Source organism: Massilia sp. NP310 (assembly GCF_019443485.1).
In the GTDB taxonomy this organism is placed as follows: Bacteria; Pseudomonadota; Gammaproteobacteria; order Burkholderiales; family Burkholderiaceae_D; genus Telluria; species Telluria timonae.
This window is the reverse complement of record NZ_CP080379.1, coordinates 3,676,721-3,701,084: the sequence shown is the minus strand read 5'-3', so window position 1 is coordinate 3,701,084 and position 24,364 is coordinate 3,676,721. Positions and strand designations below refer to the sequence as shown.

24 protein-coding genes and 1 riboswitch are annotated in these 24,364 nt (G+C 61.7%); of the genes, 10 read left to right on the top strand and 14 right to left on the bottom strand.

Annotation, left to right across the window (positions count from 1 at the left end; genetic code table 11):
* Nucleotides 1–119: 119 nt before the first annotated feature.
* Nucleotides 120–1,370: an IS256 family transposase gene (locus KY496_RS16280; protein ID WP_157225494.1), complete on the bottom strand. Its 1,251-nt coding sequence runs from the start codon at nucleotides 1,368–1,370 to the stop codon at nucleotides 120–122.
* A gap of 509 nt (nucleotides 1,371–1,879) precedes the next feature.
* Here KY496_RS16280 and KY496_RS16275 point away from each other — a divergent pair.
* Both KY496_RS16275 and KY496_RS16270 read left to right on the top strand, forming a co-directional pair.
* Nucleotides 1,880–2,767 (top strand): aldo/keto reductase, encoded by an 888-nt coding sequence (locus KY496_RS16275; RefSeq protein ID WP_229520291.1) that lies wholly within the window; start codon nucleotides 1,880–1,882, stop codon nucleotides 2,765–2,767.
* Nucleotides 2,768–2,802: 35 nt separating this feature from the next.
* Nucleotides 2,803–3,432, top strand: a complete 630-nt coding sequence (locus KY496_RS16270) for a DUF6064 family protein (protein WP_229520290.1) — start codon at nucleotides 2,803–2,805, stop codon at nucleotides 3,430–3,432.
* An 8-nt stretch (nucleotides 3,433–3,440) separates the two neighbouring features.
* Here the strand turns inward: KY496_RS16270 and KY496_RS16265 are convergent, their stop codons facing one another.
* Both KY496_RS16265 and KY496_RS16260 read right to left on the bottom strand, forming a co-directional pair.
* Complete coding sequence (locus KY496_RS16265) at nucleotides 3,441–3,971, bottom strand: DUF3828 domain-containing protein (protein WP_219861540.1); 531 nt, start codon at nucleotides 3,969–3,971, stop codon at nucleotides 3,441–3,443.
* A 166-nt stretch (nucleotides 3,972–4,137) separates the two neighbouring features.
* A complete protein-coding gene (locus KY496_RS16260; protein WP_219861538.1) occupies nucleotides 4,138–5,253 on the bottom strand; it encodes a succinylglutamate desuccinylase/aspartoacylase family protein in 1,116 nt (371 codons plus the stop codon).
* A gap of 172 nt (nucleotides 5,254–5,425) precedes the next feature.
* Here KY496_RS16260 and trmB point away from each other — a divergent pair, with 172 nt between their 5' ends.
* The 3 genes from trmB to KY496_RS16245 all read left to right on the top strand — a co-directional run bounded on the left by trmB (nucleotide 5,426) and on the right by KY496_RS16245 (nucleotide 8,198).
* The gene (trmB, locus tag KY496_RS16255; protein WP_219861537.1) at nucleotides 5,426–6,106 is read left to right on the top strand and encodes a tRNA (guanosine(46)-N7)-methyltransferase TrmB; all 681 of its coding nucleotides are present in this window, start codon (nucleotides 5,426–5,428) and stop codon (nucleotides 6,104–6,106) included.
* A 131-nt stretch (nucleotides 6,107–6,237) separates the two neighbouring features.
* Entirely contained in the window at nucleotides 6,238–7,452 is a 1,215-nt protein-coding gene (locus KY496_RS16250) for a sensor histidine kinase (RefSeq protein ID WP_219861535.1), read from the top strand.
* A complete protein-coding gene (locus KY496_RS16245; protein ID WP_219861533.1) occupies nucleotides 7,449–8,198 on the top strand; it encodes a LytTR family DNA-binding domain-containing protein in 750 nt (249 codons plus the stop codon). Before KY496_RS16250 ends, KY496_RS16245 begins: the two co-directional genes overlap by 4 nt.
* 5 nt (nucleotides 8,199–8,203) lie before the next feature.
* Here KY496_RS16245 and recQ read toward each other — a convergent pair whose 3' ends face one another.
* Both recQ and KY496_RS16235 read right to left on the bottom strand, forming a co-directional pair.
* Nucleotides 8,204–10,036, bottom strand: coding sequence for a DNA helicase RecQ (recQ, locus tag KY496_RS16240; RefSeq protein WP_219861531.1), 1,833 nt, complete (start codon nucleotides 10,034–10,036; stop codon nucleotides 8,204–8,206).
* A gap of 42 nt (nucleotides 10,037–10,078) precedes the next feature.
* A complete protein-coding gene (locus tag KY496_RS16235; RefSeq protein ID WP_005664880.1) occupies nucleotides 10,079–10,912 on the bottom strand; it encodes an undecaprenyl-diphosphate phosphatase in 834 nt (277 codons plus the stop codon).
* Between the two features lie 238 nt (nucleotides 10,913–11,150).
* On the opposite strand from KY496_RS16235, the gene KY496_RS16230 reads away from it, so the two are divergent.
* Complete coding sequence (locus tag KY496_RS16230) at nucleotides 11,151–11,558, top strand: hypothetical protein (RefSeq protein ID WP_219861530.1); 408 nt, start codon at nucleotides 11,151–11,153, stop codon at nucleotides 11,556–11,558.
* Between the two features lie 22 nt (nucleotides 11,559–11,580).
* On the opposite strand, the gene KY496_RS16225 is transcribed toward KY496_RS16230, so the two are convergent.
* Nucleotides 11,581–11,853, bottom strand: coding sequence for a YkgJ family cysteine cluster protein (locus KY496_RS16225; RefSeq protein WP_219861529.1), 273 nt, complete (start codon nucleotides 11,851–11,853; stop codon nucleotides 11,581–11,583).
* 198 nt (nucleotides 11,854–12,051) lie between these two features.
* Between KY496_RS16225 and KY496_RS16220 the strand changes: the two genes are divergently transcribed.
* The 4 genes from KY496_RS16220 (at nucleotide 12,052) to KY496_RS16205 (ending at nucleotide 15,236) form a co-directional block, all read left to right on the top strand.
* Complete coding sequence (locus KY496_RS16220) at nucleotides 12,052–12,693, top strand: TetR/AcrR family transcriptional regulator (RefSeq protein WP_219861528.1); 642 nt, start codon at nucleotides 12,052–12,054, stop codon at nucleotides 12,691–12,693.
* 160 nt (nucleotides 12,694–12,853) lie between these two features.
* Nucleotides 12,854–13,507 carry a protein-L-isoaspartate O-methyltransferase gene (locus KY496_RS16215; RefSeq protein ID WP_184239904.1) on the top strand — a complete coding sequence of 218 codons (654 nt, stop codon included), beginning with the start codon at nucleotides 12,854–12,856 and terminating at the stop codon, nucleotides 13,505–13,507.
* A gap of 9 nt (nucleotides 13,508–13,516) precedes the next feature.
* The gene (locus tag KY496_RS16210) at nucleotides 13,517–13,840 is read left to right on the top strand and encodes a rhodanese-like domain-containing protein (protein ID WP_005664887.1); all 324 of its coding nucleotides are present in this window, start codon (nucleotides 13,517–13,519) and stop codon (nucleotides 13,838–13,840) included.
* Between the two features lie 37 nt (nucleotides 13,841–13,877).
* Nucleotides 13,878–15,236, top strand: a complete 1,359-nt coding sequence (locus tag KY496_RS16205; RefSeq protein WP_219861526.1) for a TolC family outer membrane protein — start codon at nucleotides 13,878–13,880, stop codon at nucleotides 15,234–15,236.
* 85 nt (nucleotides 15,237–15,321) lie between these two features.
* Here KY496_RS16205 and ribB read toward each other — a convergent pair whose 3' ends face one another.
* The 8 genes from ribB to KY496_RS16165 all read right to left on the bottom strand — a co-directional run bounded on the left by ribB (nucleotide 15,322) and on the right by KY496_RS16165 (nucleotide 24,238).
* Nucleotides 15,322–15,969, bottom strand: a complete 648-nt coding sequence (ribB, locus tag KY496_RS16200; protein WP_071361223.1) for a 3,4-dihydroxy-2-butanone-4-phosphate synthase — start codon at nucleotides 15,967–15,969, stop codon at nucleotides 15,322–15,324.
* A 102-nt stretch (nucleotides 15,970–16,071) separates the two neighbouring features.
* Nucleotides 16,072–16,223: riboswitch (FMN riboswitch) on the bottom strand.
* A gap of 309 nt (nucleotides 16,224–16,532) precedes the next feature.
* Entirely contained in the window at nucleotides 16,533–17,009 is a 477-nt protein-coding gene (locus KY496_RS16195; RefSeq protein WP_219861524.1) for a hypothetical protein, read from the bottom strand.
* A 194-nt stretch (nucleotides 17,010–17,203) separates the two neighbouring features.
* Complete coding sequence (locus KY496_RS16190) at nucleotides 17,204–18,313, bottom strand: hypothetical protein (RefSeq protein WP_219861522.1); 1,110 nt, start codon at nucleotides 18,311–18,313, stop codon at nucleotides 17,204–17,206.
* 22 nt (nucleotides 18,314–18,335) lie between these two features.
* Nucleotides 18,336–19,898 carry a hypothetical protein gene (locus KY496_RS16185; RefSeq protein WP_219861520.1) on the bottom strand — a complete coding sequence of 521 codons (1,563 nt, stop codon included), beginning with the start codon at nucleotides 19,896–19,898 and terminating at the stop codon, nucleotides 18,336–18,338.
* Between the two features lie 38 nt (nucleotides 19,899–19,936).
* Nucleotides 19,937–22,762 carry a type VI secretion system Vgr family protein gene (locus tag KY496_RS16180; RefSeq protein WP_219861518.1) on the bottom strand — a complete coding sequence of 942 codons (2,826 nt, stop codon included), beginning with the start codon at nucleotides 22,760–22,762 and terminating at the stop codon, nucleotides 19,937–19,939.
* A 207-nt stretch (nucleotides 22,763–22,969) separates the two neighbouring features.
* The gene (gene gloA / locus KY496_RS16175) at nucleotides 22,970–23,383 is read right to left on the bottom strand and encodes a lactoylglutathione lyase (RefSeq protein ID WP_005664902.1); all 414 of its coding nucleotides are present in this window, start codon (nucleotides 23,381–23,383) and stop codon (nucleotides 22,970–22,972) included.
* 99 nt (nucleotides 23,384–23,482) lie between these two features.
* Nucleotides 23,483–23,914, bottom strand: a complete 432-nt coding sequence (locus KY496_RS16170; protein ID WP_005664904.1) for an OsmC family protein — start codon at nucleotides 23,912–23,914, stop codon at nucleotides 23,483–23,485.
* A gap of 3 nt (nucleotides 23,915–23,917) precedes the next feature.
* On the bottom strand, nucleotides 23,918–24,238 hold the full coding sequence (locus KY496_RS16165; RefSeq protein WP_005664905.1) for a hypothetical protein: 321 nt from the start codon (nucleotides 24,236–24,238) through the stop codon (nucleotides 23,918–23,920).
* Between the last annotated feature and the right edge of the window lie 126 nt (nucleotides 24,239–24,364).

Sequence of the window (24,364 nt, the reverse complement as noted above, 5' to 3'; positions counted from 1 at the left end):
CCAGGATAGTCTTCAACTGCGAGCCATACGCTACAACCTAGAGTTTCGGACAGGGTACAACGTAGTGAACAATTATCAGGACCTGTCAGAAATTCTGTGTGCGGGGCCAGAATTCGTAGTTAGATAATCGCGTTCGTGAAGCGCTCGCCGAACATGATGGCGAACTGGTTGGCAGCCTGCTTCCAGGTACGCTGTGGCATCTTCCAATCTTTCTCGATATTGCGCAAGGCCAGGAACAATAACTTGGTCGCGGCTTCGTCGCTGGGGAAGTGACCACGGTTCTTGACGATCTTCCGCAGACGCATATGCAGGCTTTCAATAGCGTTGGTCGTGTAGATGATCGTGCGCACTTCAGGTGGGTAGGCAAAGAACGGAATCACCTGCTGCCACTGGCGCCGCCACATCGCGGCCACGGTCGGAAACTTGGTGCCCCATGGGCCTTCTGCAAAGGCATCCAGCGCCGCTTCGGCCAGCTCGGCGTTGGCAGCGTGGTAGATCGGCTTGAGCGCCGCTGCCAGTTCCTTCCGGTCCTTCCAGGCCGCAAGCGTCGTCGAATTGCGGATCAGGTGCACGATGCACGTCTGGATCTGCGCTTGCGGATAAACGGCCTCGATGGCCTCCGGGAAGCCGCGCAGGCCATCGACGACGGCGATCAGGATATCGTCCAGTCCGCGGTTCTTGAGTTCGTTGAAAACCTTCAGCCAGAATTTGGCGCCTTCGGTCTGTTCGATCCACAGACCCAGTACTTCCTTGCGGCCGTCGGCACGAATGCCCAAGGCCAGATATACGGCCTTGTTCTTGACCGTGCCTTCGTCCCGGATCTTCAGGCGCAACGCGTCGAAATACACGATCGGATACATCGCCTCGAGCGGCCGCTGCTGCCACTGCGCGACCTCCTCGAGCACTTCGTCGGTGATGGTCGAAATCAGGTCTGGCGACACCTCGGTGCCGTACAACTCCAGCAAATGCGCCTGAATCTCGCGCACGCTCATACCACGAGCGTACATGCTGATAACGTGATCGTCGAAGCCCGACATCCGGCGCTGATGTTTGGCCACCAGTTTGGGCTCGAAGCTCGACAGACGATCGCGCGGAATGTCCAGGTGGAGCTCCCCGCCTGGCGTCAAGACCTTCTTCGGGCTGCTACCGTTGCGGTGGTTTCTGCTGCCGTCTTCCTCGTTGGCCAGGTGGTGGTTCAACTCGGCCGACAACATACGCTCGGCCAGCATTTTTTTGAGCTGCCCGGCGAGGCCCGATTCGCCAAGGATCGACTCGGCGTCCTTGTTCTCAACCTGGGCCAGCAACTGGTCGATCAGCTCAACGGGAAACGGGTACGCTGCTTTCTGTTTTTTGGGCTTCTTGGTGGTCATCACTTCGGTCATGGAACAGTCCTTTCGGGATTATTTCATGACCCCGTTCCACACAGAAATTCTGACAGGCTCAATTATCATAGTAAATAACTCAATGGTAGAACGGCAGCTTCCCAAGCTTCATACGAGGGTTCGATTCCCTTCACCCGCTCCACGCGATCATGTCGTATCCGCCGATGCTCATGAAATGATCTCCAAGACATCATTCAAAGATCGCTCTCTGCTGCTGTTGACGGGCCTCGTCGCAGCAGGGGCAGCATGGGCCTTCTGGCGCTATCTCGGTGAAAACGGATTTACCGTGCTGACGACCATTGCGATGGTGACGCTCTGGCTCGACAATCGGCGTCTGCGACGCCAGCCGGGCGACAAGCCGCCATCCGGGCCGGAACAGCGCTGACAGCAGCGCCATCTCATCTTCAGACGCAGTATCCTGTCGATTCCTGCACTCAGCCATGCGAGGAACAAGGATGATACTGGACTCACCTTCACGCCGCCGCCTGCTGCAAGCAATGCTCGCCGCATCCGGCAGTTTGGCCCTGCCAGCGCTGCACGCAGCGCCGGCCCCGGCGCCGCTGCTCACCCGCCCGATCCCCTCGTCCGGCGAACAGATCCCCGTCATTGGCCTCGGCAGCTGGATCACCTTCAACGTCGGCCGCGATCCGCAGGCGCGCAAGGAATGCCGGGAGGTGATGCGCCAGTTCCTCGCTGGCGGCGGCCGAATGATCGACTCGTCCCCGATGTACGGCTCGGCCCAGGACGTGATCGGCGAAGCGATACAAGCCATCAAGCCGCCGGCCTTGTTCTCGGCCGATAAGGTCTGGATCAGTGGCGGGGCCCGGGGCGTGCAGCAGATCGAGACCTCCCGAAAACTATGGCGCGTGCCGCGCTTCGACCTGCTGCAGGTGCATAACCTGCTGTCGTGGGAAGAGCACCTGAAGACCCTGCTGGCGATGAAGAAGGAAGGGCGGCTGCGCTACGCCGGCATCACGACGTCCGAAGGCCGGCGCCACGGCGAGATCGAGAAGATCATGGCCTCACAGCCGATCGACTTCGTGCAAATCTCGTACAACGCCCTCGATCGTGAGGTAGAGCAGCGCATCCTGCCGCTGGCGCGCGAGCGCCGCATCGGCGTGATCGTCAACCGGCCGTTCCGCCAGGGAGATTTGACGCAGGCGCTGGCCGGCAAGCCGCTGCCCGGCTGGGCTGCGGACATCGGCTGCAGCACCTGGGCGCAGGCGCTGCTGAAGTTCATCGTGTCCCATCCCGCCGTCACCTGCGCAATCCCCGCCACCTCGAGCGTGGCCCACGTGCGCGAGAACCTGCTGGCCGGCGCCGGCCGCATGCCCGACGAGGCCCTGCGCAAGCGCATCGCCCAGGATGCCGAAAGGCTGGCATGAGCGAGTGGTGGACTTATACGCTGTCGGATTTTTTGATGTTCTCGCAACGCAGCTACTACCGGCTCATCGCCCTGTACAACGAGGCGGTCTGGCCCGCGCACCTGCTGGCGCTGGCGGCCGGCCTGATCGCCATCGGCTGCATTGCGCGCCCTGGCGTGCACACCCGCAGCATCGCGCTGCTGGTGCTGGCCGTGGCCTGGGGCTGGGTGGGTTGGGCGTACCACCTGGAACGCCATGCGGACATCAACACCGCCGGCCCCTGGTTCGCGCTCGCCTTCGGCGTGCAGTCCGTGATGCTGTGTTTCATGGCGCTGCGGCCGCGCGCGGCGACGCCGGCCGGCATGCAGAAGCAGGTGGCGCTGGGGCTGACCGGCCTGGCGGTGATCGCCTACCCGCTGCTGGCGCCGGGCAGCGGCCGTGGCTGGAACCAGGCCGAGGTGTTCGGCGTCGCGCCCGATCCGACCGCGATCGCGACGCTGGGCATGCTGCTGGCCTGCCGTGCGCACCCGGTTGCCTGGCTGATCCCGCTGGCGTGGTGCGCGGTGAGTGGCGCGACCTTGATGGAACTGGGCGTCGGTTACGCCTGGCTGCTGCCGACGTTCGCCATCCTTGCGGTCGCGGCCGGATTGCTCTTCAGGCACGCAAGGCATTCACCAGCGCATTGAGCTGGCGGCTATCTGCCGCTGCCAGGCACCTTACGCGCGAGCAGCTGTTTGAGAGATGCATCCGACATGCCGGGATAACGAATGTCACCGATTCGCCATGCACCCTGTTTTTTGGCCAGGCGATATTCCAGTTTTATCCTTTCGCCATTAGCAGGGTAGGTAAATTCGACAGCCACGATATCGTTCGGCATGGAATGGATCGACAAGTCGACTGCGGCAGGGTCCTGTGAGGCGAAGATCGGGTCGAAGTCGAGGTTGCAAATCTCGCCGGCCTTGGCGGCGCAATGACGGTCCTTGATCAGCAGCGACGTCAGCTCCTGGTCGAAATAGCGACGAAGAACCGGATCCTCTTGCTGCGTCAGCGGCTTCCCAAAGACCTCGTTTGAGCTTGAAAGTACCTGCCATGCAAAGGCCTTGTACAGGCTACGGACAATAGCGACCTTCTCGTCAGGTATGCATGACGCCGCGCTGGTCTGCGTCACGAGCAAGAAAGCCAGCGATATCGCGCCAAGCACACGATTAAGGACGATAGACAGCATACTCGGGCCTTTCCCTGCGGTAGGTTGGACCTGCTAGGAAGTCTCTTTGGGCGAAATCGGATTATTGTCGTTCGGCAGGTGAGCTCATTGCGTACTCGCAACCATCTGCCAACGCTAAGCGACCTTGGTACGCGTGAGGAGGCGGGATACCTCGGCAAAAAGGACCTTAGCTCGACAACAGATTGCCCGACCTGAACGAATCCACCCCCGCCACTTTGCACACGTGCATCCCGCGCAGCAGGTGCCGGTGCGCCGTGCTGGCGAACAGCAGTCCCGGACGGCTGGCCGCCACCGGCGTAACCTTCCCGCTGACCGGATTGACGATGTCCGCGATCGGCTCGCCCGCCGCCACCTGGTCGCCCAGCTTCTTGCGAAACACCAGCACCCCCGCATGCGGCGCCGCCAGCGGCTCGACCGCGTCCAGCGGCGTCGGGCCGCATTGCGCCGCCGGCAGGGCGACGGTCGGGATGTCGATCACGCCCGCATGCGCCAGGTATTGCAGGATGGCGTCGGCATCCCGCTGCGCATAGTCGTAGTTCACGTCGTTCTCGCCGCGCAGTTCGACGGTGACCGCGGCGCAGGCGGGCGGGATCGCGGCTTGCGGAAAATGATCGGCCAGGTCCCACCACACCCGGCTGCAGGCTTCGTCGAAGGCTTCGCCGCCCGATTCCTTCGCCACCAGCAGCACGCGCGCGCCCATCAGGTCGGCCAGCGGCTGCACTACGTCGACCAGCGGCGTGCCGGTGTACATGTGCAGCACCGCCTCGTTATCGCAGTGCAGGTCGAGCACGATGTCGGCGTCGATCGCCATCGTCAGCAACATTTTCTTGAGCGTGGCGGCATTGTCCGCCGGTTCCCAGGCCGCCACCTCGTCGCGCGCCAGCTCGCGGATCAGCGCGACATTGGCCGCGGCGTCCGCGCCCAGCCGGCCCTCGAGCGCATCCTTGAGGGCGGCCGCGACGTGGCGGTAGGAGCGATTGAAGTTCAGGCCGGTGGACAGGTCGTAGCGGCCGAACGGCGCGCCATGCAGCACCTGCGACAGGCCGAGCGGGTTGGCGGCCGGAACCAGGATGACCTCGCCCTTGATCCGGCCCTCGGCATCGAGCTTGTCCAGCTGCCCGCGCAGCAGGTGCGCGACCAGCATCGCCGGCACTTCGTCGGCGTGGATCGCGGCCTGGATGTACACCTTCTTGCCGCTGCCTGGGGCGCCGTAGTGGAACGACGTCAGGTTCAGGGTGGCGACACTGTCTTCGATGGCGATCGGATGTTTCGTCGAGTGCATGGCAAGAGGCTCCGGCGTTGCTGGGGGAAGACAATGATTATGCTCGATTCCGCCTTGCCGCCACGCACGGTCGATGGCGGGGGAGGCTGCGCTATAATGACAGCCGTTTTTTTCCGCATATTCCACACTCCCCATGTCTTCTGAAAAGCCTACCAGTGGTCCGGCACGGTCCATGCTGTACGATCCCACCGAACACCGCATCCGCAGTTTCGTCACGCGCGCAGGGCGGTTGTCGACCGCGCAGGCGCGGGCTTTCGAGGAGCATGGCCCCAAGTTCCTGATCGAGTACAAGAAGGAATCGCTCGACCTCGAGCAGGCCTTCGGTCGCAAGGCGCCGGTCGTCCTCGAAATCGGCTTCGGCATGGGCGACACCACGGCCCATATCGCGAAGCTGATGCCCGAGACGGACTTCCTGGGCGTCGAGGTGCACACGCCGGGCGTGGGCAGCCTGCTCAAGCAGATCGGCGAGCAGAACATCGCCAACCTGCGCCTGGTCCAGCACGACGTATTCGAGGTGCTGAACCACATGATCGCTGACGGCGCGCTGCACGGCGTGCACGTGTTCTTCCCCGATCCATGGCACAAGGCGCGCCACAACAAGCGCCGCCTGATCCAGCCGGCTTTTGTGAAGCTGCTGTGCCAGAAGATCGCACCGGGCGGCTACCTGCACCTGGCGACCGACTGGGAAGACTATGCGGTGCAGATGCTCGAGGTCTTGAGCGCCGAGCCGGAACTGGTCAATACCGCCGAGGGCTATGCGCCGCAGCCGGCATACCGTCCGCTGACCAAGTTCGAAAACCGCGGCATCAAGCTGGGCCACGGGGTGTGGGACCTGGTCTTCACGCGCAAGTAAGTGTCAATCCGGGGGCGGATCGTCATTCGTTCCCCCGTCTTCGTCGTTCGTCGCCACCTGCTGTCCCGGGCCACCGGAAGTTCCTAGACTGGACTCGTTGATATACATTAACGAGCACAGAGGAGAACGGCATGTGGAAACGCATCGAACAATGGAACCGTGAGGTGGAAGCGGAGCAGCTCGCGGTGCTGCGCGACCCTACGCTGGTGGAGCAGGTGCCGGCCGGCTGCCGCCGCTTTTTCGCCCGCAAGCTGGCGGAAATGTCGCCCGCCGAGCGCGAATCCCTGTACCGGTTTTCCAGTACCGTCAGCACCTCGGCCGCCCTGCTGGCGGTGCTCAAGCTGAGCGTCGTGCTGTCGGTGCTCGGTTTCCTGATCAATCTTGCCTTCCTGCCGTCGACACCATGGTGGCAAACGGTCGTCGCCGCCAATGCGATCGGCATCGCGGTGGCCATGTCGCTGATCGGCGTCTGGTTCAACTACGGGAAGGTCGTGCGCGCCAAGGGCAAGGCGTTGGTCACGATCGTCGGCCTCGGCCTGGTGGGGGGGCTGTTCGGCGGATTGACCGCCATGTTCGAGACGGGCAGCCACTGGTCCATCCTGGTCGACAAACTGCCCAGGATCGTCGTGACCGTGACACTCGTCGTGACCACGCTGGTGGCAATACCGGTCATCGTGGTTGCCGTGCTGCGCAATCGCCATTACCAGATCCAGGCCGAGCAGCTGAGGCGCGACGCCGAACAGGAGCGCCTGGCGCGCGAGCTGAGCGAAACCCAGCTGCGCCTGCTGCGCGCCCAGATCGAGCCGCACTTCCTGTTCAATACCCTGGGCGCGGTGCAGCAGCTGGCCGAGCAGGGTGCGCCGCGCGCCGCCGAACTCACATCCCACCTGATCGACTTCCTGCGCGCCAGCATGAGCGATATGCGCTGCGAGCAGGTGGCGCTGGCGACCGAATTCGGCCTGGTCGACTCCTACCTGCGGGTGATGCAGATCCGCATGGGTGAGCGCTTGCGCTACACGGTCGACCTGCCCGACGCGCTGGCGAGCACCCAGGTGCCCAGCATGCTGGTGCTGACCCTGGCCGAGAACGCGATCAAGCATGGCATCGAGCCCTCCCTGCACGGCGGCGAGATCGCGGTCACGGCCCATGACGACGAGGGAACGATCCGCATCCGGATGCGCGACAGCGGCGTCGGCATGAGCGATACGCCGGGCGCCGGCACCGGCCTGGAAAACGTGCGCCACCGCCTGCGCCTGGCCTACGGTGACGGCGCCTGCCTGTTGCTGAGTGAAGCCGAACCTGGCCTGCTGGCCGAAATCGCCATTCCCTGCAAGGAGCCGAAATGAATGTCACAGTGCTGGTCGCCGAAGACGAACCCCTGATGCGCGAGCGCCTGCTCGGCATGCTGGCCACGGCCTGGCCCGAAGCGCAGGTGGTCGCGGCGCCCGAGAACGGCATCGATGCCTGGGACGCCTGGCTCGAGCACGAACCGCAAGTGGTCTTTCTCGACATCCGCATGCCGGGCATGTCGGGCCTCGAAGTCGCGGAGCGGATCGGCCGCCGTTCGCACGTGGTGTTCGTCACCGCCTACGACCAGTATGCGGTCGATGCCTTCGATACCGGTGCGGTCGATTACCTGCTGAAACCCATCCAGCCGGGGCGGCTCGACAAGGCCCTGGCGCGCCTGCGCGAGAAGCTGGATGCACGACCGGACGACGTCAGCGAGGTGGTGCAGCAGGTGAAGGCGGCGTCGCCGCAAGCGAAGCGCGAAAAGCTCAAATGGCTCAAGGCCAGCGTCGGCAAGCAGATCCGCCTGATCGACGTCGAGGAGGTGCTGTTCTTCCAGGCCGACACCAAATACACGCGGGTGGTGCTGGCCGATTCGGAGGCGCTGGTGCGCATCCCGCTAAAAGACCTGGTGGGCGGGCTCGATCCAGGCCTGTTCTGGCAGATCCACCGCGGCACGCTGGTGAACGTGAATGCGATCAAGGTGGCCGAGCGGGTCGACGCCGAACGCATGCAGGTGCTGCTGCGCGGCAGCAGCGAGGTGCTCCCGGTCAGCCGCAGTTTCACCCACCTGTTCCGGGAGTAATCCGGTCAGCTCATCTCGTTGATGATCGCGACGATCTCGTCGCCATAAGAGACGAGTTTCTTCTCGCCGACGCCCGACACGCCGCGCAGCTGGTCGATCGAGGACGGCTTGACCTTGGCGATCTCGCGCAGGGTCGCATCCTGGAACACGACATAGGCCGGCACGCCGTGCTCGCGCGCGGTGCCCATGCGCCACGAGCGCAGGCGGTCGAAGATCGCCTGTTCGTCGCGCGACAGTTCGGTTTCTTCGTAGCTCGAGCGCGAGGTGGACGGGCGCTTGGCCTTGACCGGCTTCTGGTACTGGCGCAGCTGCACCTTCTGCTCGCCCTTGAGCACCGGGCGCGCGGCGTCGGTGAGCTTGAGCGAACTGAAGGCGTCGTGGTCGACCGTGACGAGGCCGAGGGCGATCGCCTGCCGCAGGATGGCGCGCCACTCCTGTTCGCTGCGGTCGGCGCCGACGCCATACACGGTGAGCTTGTCGTGGTGCCACTGGCTGATGCGTTCGGTCTGCGCGCCGCGCAGCACGTCGATCACGTGGCCGCCGGCGAAGCGCTGATCGACCCGGTAGATGGCCGACAGCAGCTTCTGCACCGGCACCGTGCCGTCGAAGCTGACCGGCGGCACCAGGCAGGTGTCGCAGTTGCCGCAGGGGCCGGAGCGCTCGCCGAAGTAGTCGAGCAGGCGCATGCGCCGGCAGCTGAGCGTTTCGCACAGCCCGAGCATGGCGTCGAGCTTCATCGACAGCACGCGCTTGAAGGTTTCGTCGGCCTCGGATTCGTCGATCATGCGGCGCTGCAGGACGACGTCCTGCAGGCCATAGGCCATCCAGGCGCTGGCCGGCTGGCCGTCGCGGCCGGCGCGGCCCGTTTCCTGGTAATAGCCCTCGATGCTCTTGGGCAGGTCGAGGTGGCAAACAAAACGCACGTCGGGCTTGTCGATGCCCATACCGAAGGCGATGGTGGCGACCATGACGATGTTTTCTTCGCGCAGGAATCTAGCCTGGTTGGCGGCGCGCACCGTGTGCTCCATGCCGGCGTGGTAGGCCATGGCGCGGATGCCGTGCTCGTTCAGGAAGTCCGCGGTCTCCTCGACCTTCTTGCGCGACAGGCAATAGACGATGCCGGAATCCTGCGGGTGCTCGCTCGTGATGAAATCGATCAGCTGCTTGCGGCCGGTGGTCTTCTCGACGATCGAATAGCGGATATTGGGGCGGTCGAACGACGACACGAACTGGCGCGCGTCTTCCAGCTGCAGGCGGTGCGCGATCTCGGCCCGGGTCTGCTGGTCGGCGGTCGCGGTGAGCGCGATGCGCGGCACGTTCGGGAAGCGCTCGTGCAGGATCGACAGGCGGATGTATTCGGGGCGGAAGTCATGGCCCCATTGCGAGACGCAGTGCGCCTCGTCGATGGCGAACAGCGAGATGCGCGAGGCCTCGAACAGCTCGAGGCAGCGCGGCGTCATCAGGCGCTCGGGCGCCACGTAGACGAGGTCGATCTCGCCGCTGCGCACCAGGCGCTCGATGCGCAGGGTTTCTTCGAACGTTTGGGTCGAGTTGAGGAAGGCGGCGCGCACCCCGACTTCTTCGAGCGCATCGACCTGGTCTTGCATCAGGGCGATGAGCGGGGAGACGACGACGCCGACGCCGTCGCGCAGCAGGGCGGGGATCTGGTAGCACAGCGACTTGCCGCCGCCGGTCGGCATCAGGACCAGCGCGTCGCCGCCGCTGGCCACGTGCTCGACGATCTCTCCCTGCTGCCCGCGGAAGGCGGGATAGCCGAAGACCGTCTCCAGCACATGGAGAGCGCGCGCGCCGAGGTCGGCGCCGATATCGGGATTCATACTGTCTGTTTCAGTGTTTTGGACTAGGGTAAGGCTGGTAGTTTACTCCGACCAGTTGACCAAGCCAAAGTGAGCGGTCACCAGCACCAGGATACCGAATACGATACGGTACCAGGCGAAGATCGTGAAGTCGTGCGTGCTGATGTAGCGCAGCAGCCAGCGCACGCACAGGAAGGCCGCGATGAAGGCCGAGACGAAGCCGAGGCCGAACAGCGGGAAGTCGGCCATCGACAGTGCTTCGCGTTCCTTGACCACAGAATACACCGTAGCGCCGAGCATCGTCGGCATGGCAAGGAAGAACGAAAACTCGGTGGCCGCCTTGCGCGACAGGCCGAACAGCATGCCGCCGATGATGGTCGAGCCCGAACGGCTGGTGCCGGGAATCAGGGCGAAGGACTGGGCGAAGCCGACCTTCAGGGCGTCGAGCGCCGTCATGTCGTCGACGCTCTCGACCCGCGCCGGCGCGTTGCGCAGGCGCTGACGCCGTTCCACCCACAGGATGATGACGCCGCCCACGACCAGGGCGATCGCCACCGGCACCGGGTGGAACAGGAGTTCGGTAATGGTGGCGCTGAACAGCACGCCGGCGACGGCGGCCGGCAGGAAGGCGATCGCGACGTTGCGTGCGAAGCGCTGCTGGAGCGGATCCGAGCCCAGCCCGGAAAACAGGCGCATGACGCGCTCGCGGTACTCCCAGACGACGGCCAGCACGGCGCCCAGCTGGATCACGATCTTGAATACCGTTTCTCTGACGCCTGTGAAATTGAGCAACTCGCCCGCAAGAATCAGGTGACCGGTGGAAGAAATCGGAAGAAATTCGGTGAAGCCCTCGACCAGGCCCATGATGATCGCCTTGATGGCGAGCGCAATATCCATGAATTGTATTGGTGTGGAAGTGATCTGGGGACGGGCCGCACAGGCAGGCCGGCTCGGGCTCGAAGCTTACCATGAGCCGGGCCGCCACCGTTGGGCTAACTGAACCGTACAGACGATTTTACGGACGGCAATGTGCAGCCGCCCGGCGTCTGGACAGGCGCGCGAATGAAAAAAGCGCTTGCACCGAATGTGAAATCGCGTGCTAAACTAAATCCATGAGTAATCCTGCACTCACCCAATGAGTCTATTATTAGTCATCATCCTTGCCGCGCTGTCCTGGCTGGCATTTCATGACTGGCAGTTGCCCAACGCATTACGCTACCGACCCTTCCAGGGCCGGGTCTGGCGCAGTTCCTTCCCATCCGCATCCCGTAAAGACATCCGCGAATTCCTGTCGGTGTTCGGCGCCGCCTTCTCGTTCGGCGACAGCGACAAGCTGCACCTGCGTCCCGACGACCAGGTGCTGGGCGTGGTGCGCGCGGCCCGGTCCGCACGCTGGATGCCCGACGCATCCGACATCGAGCCGCTGGCGCGCGCCCTGCGCGAGCGCTATGGCCTGCGCCTGGACGAGGTCTGGCATGACGGCTTGACCCTGGGCGGGCTGTTCCAGCGCGTGCAACAGGCGCGCGGCAAATCGGCGATGTAGGGTCGGCGGCTCGCCGCTGCTCCTACGGCGCTGTCGCTTCTTCCAGCTCGCTCAGCCAGCGGATCGCCTGCGGGCGATTATCGCCGCACATTTCATGCGACGGCTGCAGGCCGCCGCAGAAGGCCGGCCGTTCGGCTTGTCCAAAGAGTCGGCAGCGCTCATCGTCTCCCAATTGCACGCAACGCACTCCGGCCGGCTTGCCGTTCGGCATACCCGGAATCGGACTGGTGATCGAAGGCGCGGTGCAGCAGGCGCCACATTGCGGCCGGCACTGGAAAGAGGCGGACATGGACATCGGGAAGTGCTTGGAACGGAGCCCGCCAGTATACCCCGGTCGTCTGCAAGCGGACGGCGACCTCTTCATAAAAACAGTTGAATCTACGGTTACTACCACATTTCGACTAATATAGTTTCGCATATACAACGGTTGCTTGACTGTACGAACAAGCGCGTTCTATATTGATTGTTCCTTAGATAATTTCTGGGCGGGAATATGGACTGCCAAGTTGACAGCAAGCCGCGCTGGGAACGTCGCAAGGAAGCGCGTCCCAAAGAGCTCCTGGCTTCCGCGATCGAGCTGTTCGTCGAACGTGGTTTCGCCTCTACCCGCCTGGAAGACGTGGCCCGCCGCGCGGGCGTGTCGAAGGGAACGCTCTACCTGTATTACGCCAACAAGGAAGACCTGTTCAAGGCCGTCGTCCGCCAGACCATCCTGCCGATGATCGACGATGCCGAGACCTCGGTGGCGGAGTTCGACGGCCATAGCGCCGAATTGCTGCGTCAAGTGATCCTGTCCTGGTGGGTGCGCATCGGCGCGACCAAGGCGTCCGGCATCAGCAAGCTGATCCTTGCCGAAGCCGATAATTTTCCCGAAATGGCGCGCTTCTACCAGGAAGAGGTCATGGCGCGCGGCATGCGCATGATTTCGAACATGCTCGAACGCGGCATCCGCCGCGGCGAATTCCGCGCGATCGACGTGTCGCAGACGGCGCAGGTACTGATCGCACCGCTGCTGATGCTCTCGACCTGGAAGCATACGATCGCCCCCTGCGATCGCTGTGACCTGCAGCCTGAGGCCTTCCTGGAAGCATTCCTCGACATCACCCTGCACGGCCTGCTTCCCGCATCCAGGTAACTTGCCTATCACGCCAGGGACGGATTTCTGGCGTTCATCCCCTTCAAACTGCAGACTGTCGCAATTTTCCGCTGGCTCGGCCGTGCATCGTTAAGATGTGCGTCCAGAGGCCATTGAGCGATTAGAATATCGGATTATTTATTTTCCACCGAGAATTGAAATGAATATCGAACAAGCCCGCTTCAACATGATCGAACAGCAAATCCGTCCGTGGAACGTCCTGGATGAAGATGTGCTGGCGCTGCTGCACGTGGTCAAGCGCGAACAATTCGTGCCGAAGGCCTACGAGAACCTGGCGTTCGCGGATGTCGAGATCCCGTTGCCGGGCGGCGAGACGATGTTCAATCCGAAGGTCGAAGCGCGCATCGTGCAAGAGATCGCGGTGAAAAAACATGAGAACGTGCTCGAGATCGGCACCGGTTCCGGCTACATGGCCGCGCTGCTGGCGCACAAGGCGCGCCACGTGACCACGGTCGAGATCCAGCCGGAGAGCGTCACCCTGGCCAGGGAAAACCTGGCCAAGGCCGGCGTCGGCAACGTCAGCGTGGAAGAAGGCAACGGCGCCCAGGGCTGGTCGGCGGGCGCCGAATTCGACGTGATCGTGGTCTCGGGCGGCCTGCCGGTGCTGCCGGAAGCGCTGGTCAAGCAGCTGAAGGTGGGCGGCCGCATGATCGCCATCCTGGGCGAGGCGCCGGCGATGAGCTGCCAGCTGATCACCCGCACCTCGGAAACGGCGCACGATGCGGTCAAGGTGTTCGAGACCGTGGCCAAGCCGCTGACCGGCGCCGAAGCGCCGTCGCGCTTCACCTTCTGAGGGCGAGCGATGCGACAGATTACCGCACCCGAGTTGGCCGCCTGGCTGGCCGACCCGGCGCGCGAGCAGCCGCTGCTGCTCGACGTGCGCGAGGACTGGGAATTCGAGACCTGCAGGATCGCAGGCTCGACCCAGATCCCGATGCACCTGATTCCGGTCCGCGTGAGCGAGATCGACGACGACAGGGAAGTGGTGTGCATTTGCCACCACGGCGCGCGCAGCATGAACGTGGCCGCTTTCCTCGAGCGCAATGGATTCAGTAACGTAACGAATTTAACGGGCGGGGTACACGCCTGGGCCGTACAGGTCGATCCGTCGATGCCGAAGTATTGACCTGATCCTCAACTAGATGACTCCTGTGGAGATAGCAATGCAGAAACCCCTACTTGCCGTGCTGCTTGCCAGCGCGTGCTTCTCGCTTAACGCCCATGCTGCCGACCTGATCCAGGTGTACCAGCAGGCGCTGGCCAACGATGCGACGTATGCGAGCGCGCGCGCCTCGCTGGCCGCCGGCCGCGAGCGGATCACCCAGGGGCGTGCGGGCTTGCTGCCGACCGTGGGTCTCAGTGGTGGAATCAGCAAGAACGACAACGAGTTCGATCCATGGAATATCGGCCAGGTAGGCACCTTGCCGAACGGCCAGCCGGGCATCATCGATTCGAGCGGCTCGAACCTGCGCACCAACGAATACACGCTGTCGCTGCAGCAGCCGTTGTACCGTTGGGATCGCTGGCAGACTTACCAGCAGAGCAAGCTGCAGCAGGCGATCGCCGAGGCGCAGTTCGCCCAGGCCCAGCAAGACCTGATCACACGCGTGGCCACGGCCTATTTCGACGTGCTGGCGGCGCAGGATGCGCTCGAGTCGACCCGCGCCCAGAAGGAAGCGACCACCGAACAGCTGGCGTCGGCCAAGCGCAATTTCGAGGTCGGCACCCAGACCATTACCGACACCCACGAAGCGCAGGCCGCGTACGACCTGGTGCTGGCGCAGGAATTCGCCGCCGTCAACGAGCTGGACAACAGGCGCAACACGCTGCAGACGATCATCGGCGCCGTGCCGGGCAACCTGGCCCCGCTCAAGCCGGGCGTGACGCTGGCGGTGCCGCAGCCGTCCTCGGTCGATCCCTGGGTGTCGTCGGCCGAGAACCAGAACTACGGTGTGACCGTCGGCCAGCTGCAGGTCGAGATCGCCATGCGCGACATCTCGCGTAACCGCGCCGGCCACTTGCCGACCGTCGACCTGGTAGCGAGCTCGACCCGCCGCGACGTCAACGGCCGCACCGGCAGCTCGGGCGACACCAAGAACAATGCGATCGGCGTGCAGTGGAGCGTGCCGATCTTCAGCGGCTTCGCCGTCACCAGCCGCGTGCGCGAATCGATCGCCCTGGAAGACCGTGCCCGCAACGACCTGGAAGCGACCCGCCGCAACGCGGCGCTGCAGGCGCGCCAGTCCTTCCTGGGCGTGAACAGCGGCCTGGCCCAGGTCAAGGCGCTGGAAGCGGCGGAAGTGTCCAGCCAGTCGGCGCTGGAGTCGAACAAGCTGGGTTACCAGGTCGGCGTGCGCATCAATATCGATGTGCTGAACGCCCAGCGCCAGCTGTACCAGACCCGCACCGACCTGTCGCGCGCGCGCTATGACGTGATCATCAACGGCCTGCGCCTGAAGGCGGCGGCCGGATCGCTGCGCGAGGCGGACCTGGTGCCGGTGAACAGCTTGTTGGGAGAGTGATCTTCGAGCCTGCGCCTTGGGGGCGCAGGTTTGAACAGCCCGGGTGGCCAGCGTGCTGGCAACCCGGGTTTTTTCATTTTTTAAATTACAGCGCCCGTGCGCGGCGCCACTGGATCAGTTCGGCGATGGTGAGGATCGGGAAGGCGCGCTCTTCGGCGAACTGCTCGATCTGCTCGCCGCGCATCATGGTGCCGTCCGGGTTCATCAGCTCGCACAGCACGGCGGCCGGCTGCAGGCCGGCCAGCCTGGCCAGGTCGACCGAGCCCTCGGTATGGCCGGCGCGCGCCAGGACGCCGCCCGGCGTCGCGCGCAGCGGGAACACGTGGCCGGGACGCACCAGGTCGTCCGGCTGCGCATTGCGCGCGATCGCGGCCTGGATGGTGGAGACGCGGTCCGCGGCCGAGACGCCGGTGGTCACGCCATGGCGGGCTTCGATCGAGACCGTGAACGGGGTGCCGTAGCGGCTGCCGTTCTCCGGCGCCATCGGCGGCAGTTCGAGTGCGCGCACCTTCTCGTCGGACAGGCACAGGCAGACGATGCCGCTGCATTCACGGATCATCAGCGCCATGGTTTCTACGCTCAGTTTTTCGGCGGCGACGATCAGGTCGGCCTCGTTCTCGCGGTCGAAGTCGTCGAGCAGGATGACCGGGATGCCGGCGCGCATGGCGGCCAGGGCGGCGGCGATACGACCTTCGAGGTCATTGCTTTGAAGGGTGTAGGTAGGGACTAACATGTGAAACGCTCCTCGCAGTGGTTGGCGAAAAACGCATCAGGGCAAAGCGAAACCGCGCACCTGTTCAGCCGCGAAGGCGCGGGTGACCAGGCGCATGACAGCGCACATCTTCTTTCATCCGGACTATACCGTCGGCCCTGGCTTCTCACCAGGTCTGCTGACCCTGCTCAATGGGAGTTGAGCAGGCGCTCGCGGGCTCGACCCGTGAAGGTCATACCGCCGGTGGGGAATCGCACCCCGCCCCGAAGACGTAATTACATTGTGGTGCACTGCTCAGTGGCAGGCGGAGGTGATTGTAGCAGTGAAGAACTAACTCTGCTGAAGAGCGCTCAAAATTAAGAATGCGAGAGAAAGTGCGGTCGTGTTCTGCATGCGTGATCTAACTTCCGCGATTTCTAGCGTTGGGAACCGTCGAATATCTGATCGTAAGCTGCGGAGAATCAGGACAAAACGCATTGTTCGTTGCCGTAAGTGAGAGTCAGAGCAATCGCTCTTGGATTCGAATTGTAAGAGTTATGTTGTCAGTGAAGAGCGCTATGGGGTCGAATAAATTTGAGTTACGTTTATTTTTTGCAATCTCCAAACCGGGCATCTCCCAAGCTATATTCTACATCGATCACTTGCACGAAAGTCTTTCCCGAGCCAGCAGGTTTTATACAGAATTCTCCTGAGTATCCATCCCTGCTTGATCCTTCACGTTTTGCTTGTAAATAGACAGAGTAAACCTTTAATAACTGAAGCGATTCGAGTGTGCGTTGCGTTGTCCCATTTGGACTTTCCCCAAAAGGAATGCAATGTTTAGGAAATATTTTTGGAAGTGCATTGTAGTCAGTTGCTCTAAAACTCCAAATGGAGTGCGGCAAACTATCATGATCTTCGCCACTTGGTAGTTCATTGATGAATAGTCCATAAAGTGGAAGGCCATTTCTGGTTTCAGAATTATTTGGAATCGAAAAGCAGGGGATTCCGTTCAGGTCCGTAATTCCAACAGTTCCTACTCGTGACAATGCTATCGATGAAGTATGAGTAAGAAACATCATAATAACTGCAATGCAACGTCCAACTCTAAAATGTAAGGATCTGCAGTTCGTCATGGTTCTATCTTGGAAAATTGGCCTTGTTACTTGGATCGCTATTACATTGTGATGCACTGCTCAACAGCAGGCGGAAGGATTGTAGCAGCGGTGTGCGGAATTTGCTGGAGGCGGTCGAATCCTGGCTGCTGCTCCGTCTGTCAATCTTGCCGCGTATCCCATTGCCAGATTGATTTGCCGTAAGAGGACTGAGTATCGGGAAATGTCTCTCCATGTGCGAACCAACGGCGCGAGTCCAGGTATGCTGGCGTAAAGTAGTAACCCGCGTTCTGGCACTTCTCACCTGCGAAGAATCGTTGGGTCGTCATTTTAGAATTGAGTGTGGACGATTCGATTTCTTCTACGCGTTCAAATTCTCCCTCTACAATTTCTACAAAGCACCAGCGGGTTGGACGCGCCATGAATGCATACCGTGCAACCACGCTCGGCGCTAATGCGAGATCCAATGTACTGTTCGCGAATTCGTCGCTCGCCAGGTCTGGGTTTGATAAATTTGCCCAAACAAAATCACGCATCGCTGCCTGATCGACCCATAGCTTGGATCGCCCTACAGCCGCCAAAGCTGCGAGTCCTAAATCGTTAAATGTTGAGCTAGGAATAATTTTGCCACCTCGTGATCCATTCCAGGCAAATTGCAGCGATGCATTCGGATCATCGATAGCGATATATACACCAGTTCGTGGTGGAATTTGGTCCGTGTCTGAAATAATTTCTGGCCTCGCCTGGAACTTTGGAATCATCTGTAGTTCCGAAGCATGTTCCGCCCATGCCATTGTAAGGCCGAAGTCACTCCACCAACTTACCTGATAGCTTTTTTGCATTGTCGTATCTATGTTGCGCGCATAATTTGAAAGCTCTGCAAACATAGCGTCAAATTGCTTTTCTTCTTCAATAGTGGCCCATTGCATAGAATATTCACTTAATCCTCGAGCGCACTGATGAGTGCCTGTAACATGGAAAGAGTTTGATGAATGATCCGATATGTCCTCAGCAATAGACTGTTGAAAATCAGCTAAAAACTGCCAGGCATTATTTGACCAATTCTCAGTCGTGTCTCGGTCACCCCATTGTTTGCTGTGTAAGAAACGATCGCGTCCTTCTAGACGACTTTGATTAATTTTTCCTTCGGCGAATGATTTTATCTGGTTCACGCGATCACGAAGTCCCTCCAAGTATTTCAACGACGAGAAGTAATATAGGAGCGCAGCTTGCTTTTTCTGCCATGCAGTGAGTGGAAGGTCGTGGCTCATAACAGTCCTTAATCAAGATGATTTAGTGCTGGATTCTGGTAACTTGCCCAGGTAAGGAGGGGAGGCCTATCCTTTGATCGAAGCCGTTCCCTCCAAAATCAGTATAATCCCACCCTGTATCAAATGGGCCGCTTATGTTGGGGTGATTGATGGCTTCCCTTATTTCCACGTATTTATCCTTTTCTGATTTTTCTATCTTTTCGAATGCTGATCGGTCAATTGGTTCGCTCAAAGCGTCTCCATTTTTACCTGTTCTCTTGTAGAATTTCGTCGTATCGTTTCTTGGGTCAGTCCTGTCGATTTTGAAGACTATCTGCTCTCCTCCGCCCTCAAGATGTTGGTCTGGTAGCGATTTCTTTTTCTGACCAGCCGCTGGGCCTTGCCATGCTTTTAATGTTTCGCCAGGTTTGATGTCGTAGATTACGAATTGACCATTTCCGTTCCAATCTGGCCATACAGCCAGAAACTTTCTCCAGGCAGCTTTTGGATCTGGCGAGTTCTGAATCTCGTTAAAGGTTTTTTCGCTTATCCAACAGTCGCTCATTGCCCGACTATTAGGAGATATAATCCGAAATAGCCGTGCTGGCCCTTTAATGGACACGCTGGCCATCTTGTGAAAGGATTCTATGTTGTCATCTGTCAGTGGAGGCCAACCATCTTTTGCCTTTTTATCGACGCGGTAACGTTCTAAGTCGGCTTGTTGCGAAGGGAACTTTAGAGTCTGACCTGCGCTCAACCATGACGGCTTTGGGTTTGATGTTCGCATCATGGTCACCGCTGCTGCTTCGGGAATTGCTCCTCGATAGTGGACATTCTTGACATCCACAATCCCATGAAGACGTCTTAGCGATTCTCTTCCCAGTCGCATGATGATCGCATCGAGTATCTCCTGAATTGGTCCACATGCTTTTCTCAACCCTTCGTCAGCTTTTGCACGAACCCAAACGATCGTATCGAGCGCCACTTTTGCCTTCGCGCCCACGCGAGGAATATGCTCGACCTTGGCGACAAGGGCTTGTGTCGTGTTCACTCCTTTGTCGAACGCGCGCAATAGCGCGTCCGGATTTGTTTTGGCCTTGACCTGCTTGATCTCCTTCGCGAGCCACGTGAAAACGTCGTCGACCTTGAGGCGACGGAGATAGTGCTGGCATGTTTCGCGGCGTAGCAGCGCCACCACGCACGTCATCGAGGCATCTACGGCAAGCGAGAATCCCTTGCTTGCTCCCCGTCGTATATACGAGAAGAACACCTTCAACACGCCCTTGACCAGGGACCCAAGAACTGGAAACAGCCCAATGAGCGTCAGCGCCAGCGCAACCCATGCCCACGTATCGTCCGGCTCCTGGCGCAGCTTCTTGCAGTTCGCGACCAAGTCCCGCACATCGCAGACCTGATCGACCAGGGGAATCATCGAGATCGCGGCGTCGGCCACGATCTGTCCGGTGGACCGGTTCTCGTTGAAGTCTCCCTGAATCGCCTCCCAAAACCACTCCCAGGCACTTTTGTCACCCTCCGCTTCTGCTTGTGGTGTGCCGGTACTCCATGCAACTGCACTACGCAACTGGGTAGGATTTATCTCGGCCATTGCTACGCTCCGGCAGGCACTGCGTTATGGGGCAGAATTCAGCGAGTCAATGCTTCCAACGGATCGTGAGGATCCTCATCGTCAGGTTTCCGCGGCTTGTAAATGACCTTCTTGACCGCCTTGTTCTCAACGTTTTCGTGCAAGGCTTTGCCATCCTTGTCGAGCGTTCCTGTGACGACTGGTCCATCCTGAAAATGGATTTCGTAGTCGACGTCGGGAATGCCCTCGGCGATCTCGGGATCGAGGTAGTGCAAGGCAATCCAATGCTGCATCTCGGGGCTGAGTTCCCCCGGTAGATTGCGCAGATTGGCGGTGTTGCGACCGCCCTTGTCGAAGAGGTGCTTGCCACCCTTGACCGAAAACTTCCCAGGGCAGGCAAAGGTAATATCCCCACCTTCCAGCGTGATCGCCGATTCCCCGGCCTGCAGCACGATCTTTTCCTTCGCCTTGATCTCGATCCGGTCATTCACCGACATCACAGTGACTTCCTTGTCCGCCAAAATCTCCAGCTGATCCGTATGCGCCTGCAACGACACCGGTCCATTCGCCGCAATGGCCTGAATGCCACCCGCATGCGAAAACAGGCTGGCCGCGCCACCGGCCACGGTCGACACCGTATGCGCCGCAGCGATATGGAAATCCGACTGCGTCGTCCACTGCATCTGCCCGCCGGCATAGATCACGGTCGATGCCGGCGTCGCCCAATTGATGCTGGCCGCCGAGTCCATCAGCACGACCGCCGCCCCGAATTTTTCAACTGGCTGCCCGCCATCGAGCTCGCGCGACCCCGCCTTGGCCTTGAGCGCCGTCTGTCCCCCAACCGCACCGTCGTACTTGCCCCTGGCCTGAGGATCGATCAGCGCGATGAATTCCTCCTGCGCCTTGGCCACCTCGCTACTAAACAGCGCCTGCGACTGGCCCGCCGCATCCTGCAGCGCGTCGCCCAGCGACTGCGCCGCCTTGAACTGCGCCACCGCCTCGGCCACATCCATCTGCGTCGACGTGATCCCGCTGCCGAGCTGCGGCCGCGCACTGGTCGACAGCAGCACGCCTTCACCGCCGCGCACGACCGCCCAGGCATCGGTGCGCAGCTCGAAGCCGCTGCCGCGATAACGGCCACGTTGTGACGTGCCGGGTGGCTGCTCGATCAGATAGCCGAGATTGAGTTCGCTGCCGGCGCTGCTGCTTGCCAGCCGCGTGCGCAGCTGGCCGGGCGTATCGTCCACCTGCCACTGATTGAACCCACCGCCATCGAAGTTCCGGCTATGAATCCCGGACAGCACGCCGGCGTGATCTGCGCCCGAATCCACGCCAGCCGGAAAGGGCGGCAGGTCGACCCCGTTATGCAACTGCGCCACGATGACCGGCCGGTCGATGTCTCCTTCAATAAAATCCACCAGCACCTCGGTGCCGATGCGCGGCGTGAACACAGTGCCCCAGTTCGGCCCGGCCAGCGCCTCGGCCACCCGTATCCAGCTGCCGGAAGCATCGTTGCCCGGCGCGCTGCCCCGTTCATCCAGGTTGTGCGCCACGCCGCCGGGATTCGGGTTGACGCCACGCTGCCACGCGAACTGGACTTTTACCTGATGGTCGCGCGTGCTGGTGGCGACCGCATTCGGCAAGCCGACCACCAGCGCGGTCTGCGGACCCAGGCTCGTGCAGGGATGCGGCGCGGCGATCGCGGCCGGCACCAGCGCCACTACGTCGCGCACGCAGGCGAAGGTATTGCGGTAGGTGCCGCTCTCGACCTGCTTCGCCGCGCCCGCGATGCCGGTGTCGAAGTTGTTGCGCGCCTCGTGTTGCACCCACAGCACGGTGAAGGCGTTGGCGCCGGCCGGATAGCGGTCGTGCTGGGTCAAGCTAAAGCCATGTCCGGCCGCCAGCCGGCGCACGGCGCCCGCGCCTTCGAAGACCTTGTTGTCCAGCTCGAGCGCCAGCAGCATCAACTCGCTGTGGCCACGCATCGCGGCGCCGGTGTCGCCGCCGATGCGTTCGCCGCTGCCGTCATGGATGGAGAGCGCGGGCAGGGCGCCGGCATCGAGGTGCGAATTCAGTTCTGCCGCCGGCGCCAGCAAGATGGCCGGGTTCCAACTGCTGATGCTGACGCCGTTGGCTGCTACCCGGCGCCGCGCGTGGAAGGTGTCGATCGCGTCGTCGCGCTCGGTCGCACGCACGCCATGAAAGCGCAACGTCGCGCCGCCGGGCGTTGGGGGAATCCGCGCCCGCCGGTCGAAGATCACCAGCCGGTGCCGCGCCTGGCCGTGGTCGGCGCCGGCCACTGTCTCGAATGGGGAATGATCGAAGCGCCAGCTCAAACCTTCGGATGCGAGCAGCCGCGCGAAGAATGCGTAATCGCTTTCGCGGTACTGGGTGCAAACGGGCCGTGGCGCCAGTTCCTGCGTCACGTCGAATGCGACGTCCACCTGTGGATAATCGGCCAGTAATTCACAGACGATGTCGCGCACCGTCTTGTTCTGGAACAGGTAGCAATCGCGCCGCAGCGTCAGCAGCGCCAGCGCCGGTTCGAGCACCAGGCGGTAGCGGGCGACGCCGCCATCGGCGCCCAGCCAGGACGCTTGCGTGCACAGGCCATGCCAGGCGCGCCGGCCGCCGTCCGGCTGCAGCAGGCCGACGCTCAGTTCTTCGCCGATGAAGGAAGACAGGTCGAGGTCGGTCGAGGTGCTGAGCGCATCGACTTCGAAGCGGAACAGTTCGTTGGTGGCCTCGCGTCCCGCGAAGCGCTCCGCTACCAGCGATTGCGGCAAGCCGCTTTGCTGGCTGCTGGCCAGGGTGAGGAGCCGCGCGTGCTGGCTCAGGCCCGTGCCGTACAGGCCGAGCGAAGCGGGGGGAGGAAAGGCTCTCATTGGCGCGGGCAGGCCTGGATGGACATTGTGCACTCCGTCATATTGGCGGCAATGTCGATCTTAAGAGAGCGGGTCTTTCAGGTGATGCCTGCAGGCATGACGGTCGTCAAGCCGCAAGTGGGATATGCGCAGCGGGTAGATCGGGATAAAAAAATGGCGCGGTGCCTGGAAGCGCCGCGCCATCCTTGCTGAAAATCCAGTCAGCGCTTAGTTGCTCAGCCCACCACCGCCGGCATTGTCGGCGCGCTCGATCAGCTCGACCTTGTAGCCGTCCGGATCGGTGATGAAGGCGATCACGGTGGTGCCGCCCTTGACCGGGCCCGGTTCGCGGGTGATGTTGCCGCCGGCTGCGCGCACCTGGTCGCAGGTGGCGTAGATGTCTTCGGCCGAGATCGCGATGTGGCCGTAGGCCGTGCCCATGTCGTAGCTGTCGGTGCCCCAGTTATAGGTCAGTTCGAGCTCGGCGTGGTCCGGGTTGCTGCCGTAGCCGAGGAAGGCCAGGCTGTACTTGTATTCAGGATTGTCGCTGGTGCGCAGCAGTTTCATGCCCAGCACCTTGGTGTAGAAGTCGATGGAGCGTTGCAGGTCGCCGACCCTCAACATGGTATGCAGGATGCGCATTTTGGCTTGCCCTATGTGTTTCGAAGAACCGCCATTCTATGCGTTCGACGGCATCCTTGCCGGAGGCGCCGCAGGCAGGACGGCCCGCGGCGCGCCGGATCAGTTCTCGAGCCTGGCGTCGAGCGTGATCTTGGCATTCAGCAGCTTCGACACCGGGCAGTTTTCCTTGGCCGTGGTGGCCGCCTTGTCGAAGGCTTCCTGGCTGGCTCCCGGGATCTTGGCCACCAGGTCGAGGTGCACGGCCGTGATCGAGAAGCCGCCCTCGACCTTTTCCATCGACACCGTCGCCTTGGTGCGCAGCTCGTCGGCGGTCAAGCCGGCCTGGCCCAGCTGGCCCGACAGCGCCATCGTGAAGCAGCCCGCGTGCGCCGCGCCGATCAGCTCTTCGGGATTGGTGCCCGGCGCGTCTTCGAAGCGGGTATTGAAGCCGTAGGGCTGGTCCTTGAGCGCGCCGCTGCCGGTCGAGACCTGGCCCTTGCCGTCCTTGAGGCCGCCGCTCCAGACGGCGCTGCCATCGCGTTTGATCGTCATCTGTTATTTCCTTTCCGTGTCGTTGTCTTCGGGCGCCGGTTCGGCGTCATGGTCGCGCATGTCGCGGTGGCGGTCGGGCTGCGGCGCGGCCTGGCCGGTCGCGCCGGGGGCCGGATCGACCGCCTCCGAAATGCCGGGCGTGTTGCGCGAATCGGTATCGACCAGGCCCTGCTCGAGGTCCTTGGCCGCCTGCTTCATGACGCCGCGCGGTTCCTGGTCTTGCCCGTCCGGCGTCTCGTCGCGTTCATGCGGCTGGCGTTTGACGCCATCGTTGCTCATCGGTTCCTTGGTATTGACGAACCGGTCCTTGGTTTCGGTCACCATGGTGCTCTCCTTTGCATTTTCGTCATCATCATCGTAACTGCCTGTCGGTGAATGAGTCGCGCAATTGAACCTCGTAATTTGATGATGCTTTTTTGCAATTACACGGCTAAGATGGGAAGGTGAACG

Coding starts and splice junctions, on each gene's coding strand:
- KY496_RS16250 (WP_219861535.1), top strand. CDS start 6,238: ATGTGGAAACGCATCGAACAATGGAACCGTGAGGTGGAAGCGGAGCAG.
- KY496_RS16165 (WP_005664905.1), bottom strand. CDS start 24,238: ATGGTGACCGAAACCAAGGACCGGTTCGTCAATACCAAGGAACCGATG.
- KY496_RS16170 (WP_005664904.1), bottom strand. CDS start 23,914: ATGACGATCAAACGCGATGGCAGCGCCGTCTGGAGCGGCGGCCTCAAG.
- KY496_RS16210 (WP_005664887.1), top strand. CDS start 13,517: ATGCGACAGATTACCGCACCCGAGTTGGCCGCCTGGCTGGCCGACCCG.
- recQ (WP_219861531.1), bottom strand. CDS start 10,036: ATGAATCCCGATATCGGCGCCGACCTCGGCGCGCGCGCTCTCCATGTG.
- KY496_RS16220 (WP_219861528.1), top strand. CDS start 12,052: ATGGACTGCCAAGTTGACAGCAAGCCGCGCTGGGAACGTCGCAAGGAA.
- KY496_RS16260 (WP_219861538.1), bottom strand. CDS start 5,253: ATGCACTCGACGAAACATCCGATCGCCATCGAAGACAGTGTCGCCACC.
- trmB (WP_219861537.1), top strand. CDS start 5,426: ATGCTGTACGATCCCACCGAACACCGCATCCGCAGTTTCGTCACGCGC.
- KY496_RS16245 (WP_219861533.1), top strand. CDS start 7,449: ATGAATGTCACAGTGCTGGTCGCCGAAGACGAACCCCTGATGCGCGAG.
- KY496_RS16225 (WP_219861529.1), bottom strand. CDS start 11,853: ATGTCCATGTCCGCCTCTTTCCAGTGCCGGCCGCAATGTGGCGCCTGC.
- KY496_RS16280 (WP_157225494.1), bottom strand. CDS start 1,370: ATGACCACCAAGAAGCCCAAAAAACAGAAAGCAGCGTACCCGTTTCCC.
- KY496_RS16275 (WP_229520291.1), top strand. CDS start 1,880: ATGCTCGCCGCATCCGGCAGTTTGGCCCTGCCAGCGCTGCACGCAGCG.
- KY496_RS16205 (WP_219861526.1), top strand. CDS start 13,878: ATGCAGAAACCCCTACTTGCCGTGCTGCTTGCCAGCGCGTGCTTCTCG.
- KY496_RS16180 (WP_219861518.1), bottom strand. CDS start 22,762: ATGAGAGCCTTTCCTCCCCCCGCTTCGCTCGGCCTGTACGGCACGGGC.
- KY496_RS16265 (WP_219861540.1), bottom strand. CDS start 3,971: ATGCTGTCTATCGTCCTTAATCGTGTGCTTGGCGCGATATCGCTGGCT.
- KY496_RS16185 (WP_219861520.1), bottom strand. CDS start 19,898: ATGGCCGAGATAAATCCTACCCAGTTGCGTAGTGCAGTTGCATGGAGT.
- KY496_RS16270 (WP_229520290.1), top strand. CDS start 2,803: ATGTTCTCGCAACGCAGCTACTACCGGCTCATCGCCCTGTACAACGAG.
- KY496_RS16215 (WP_184239904.1), top strand. CDS start 12,854: ATGAATATCGAACAAGCCCGCTTCAACATGATCGAACAGCAAATCCGT.
- KY496_RS16235 (WP_005664880.1), bottom strand. CDS start 10,912: ATGGATATTGCGCTCGCCATCAAGGCGATCATCATGGGCCTGGTCGAG.
- KY496_RS16190 (WP_219861522.1), bottom strand. CDS start 18,313: ATGAGCCACGACCTTCCACTCACTGCATGGCAGAAAAAGCAAGCTGCG.
- KY496_RS16195 (WP_219861524.1), bottom strand. CDS start 17,009: ATGATGTTTCTTACTCATACTTCATCGATAGCATTGTCACGAGTAGGA.
- ribB (WP_071361223.1), bottom strand. CDS start 15,969: ATGTTAGTCCCTACCTACACCCTTCAAAGCAATGACCTCGAAGGTCGT.
- gloA (WP_005664902.1), bottom strand. CDS start 23,383: ATGCGCATCCTGCATACCATGTTGAGGGTCGGCGACCTGCAACGCTCC.
- KY496_RS16230 (WP_219861530.1), top strand. CDS start 11,151: ATGAGTCTATTATTAGTCATCATCCTTGCCGCGCTGTCCTGGCTGGCA.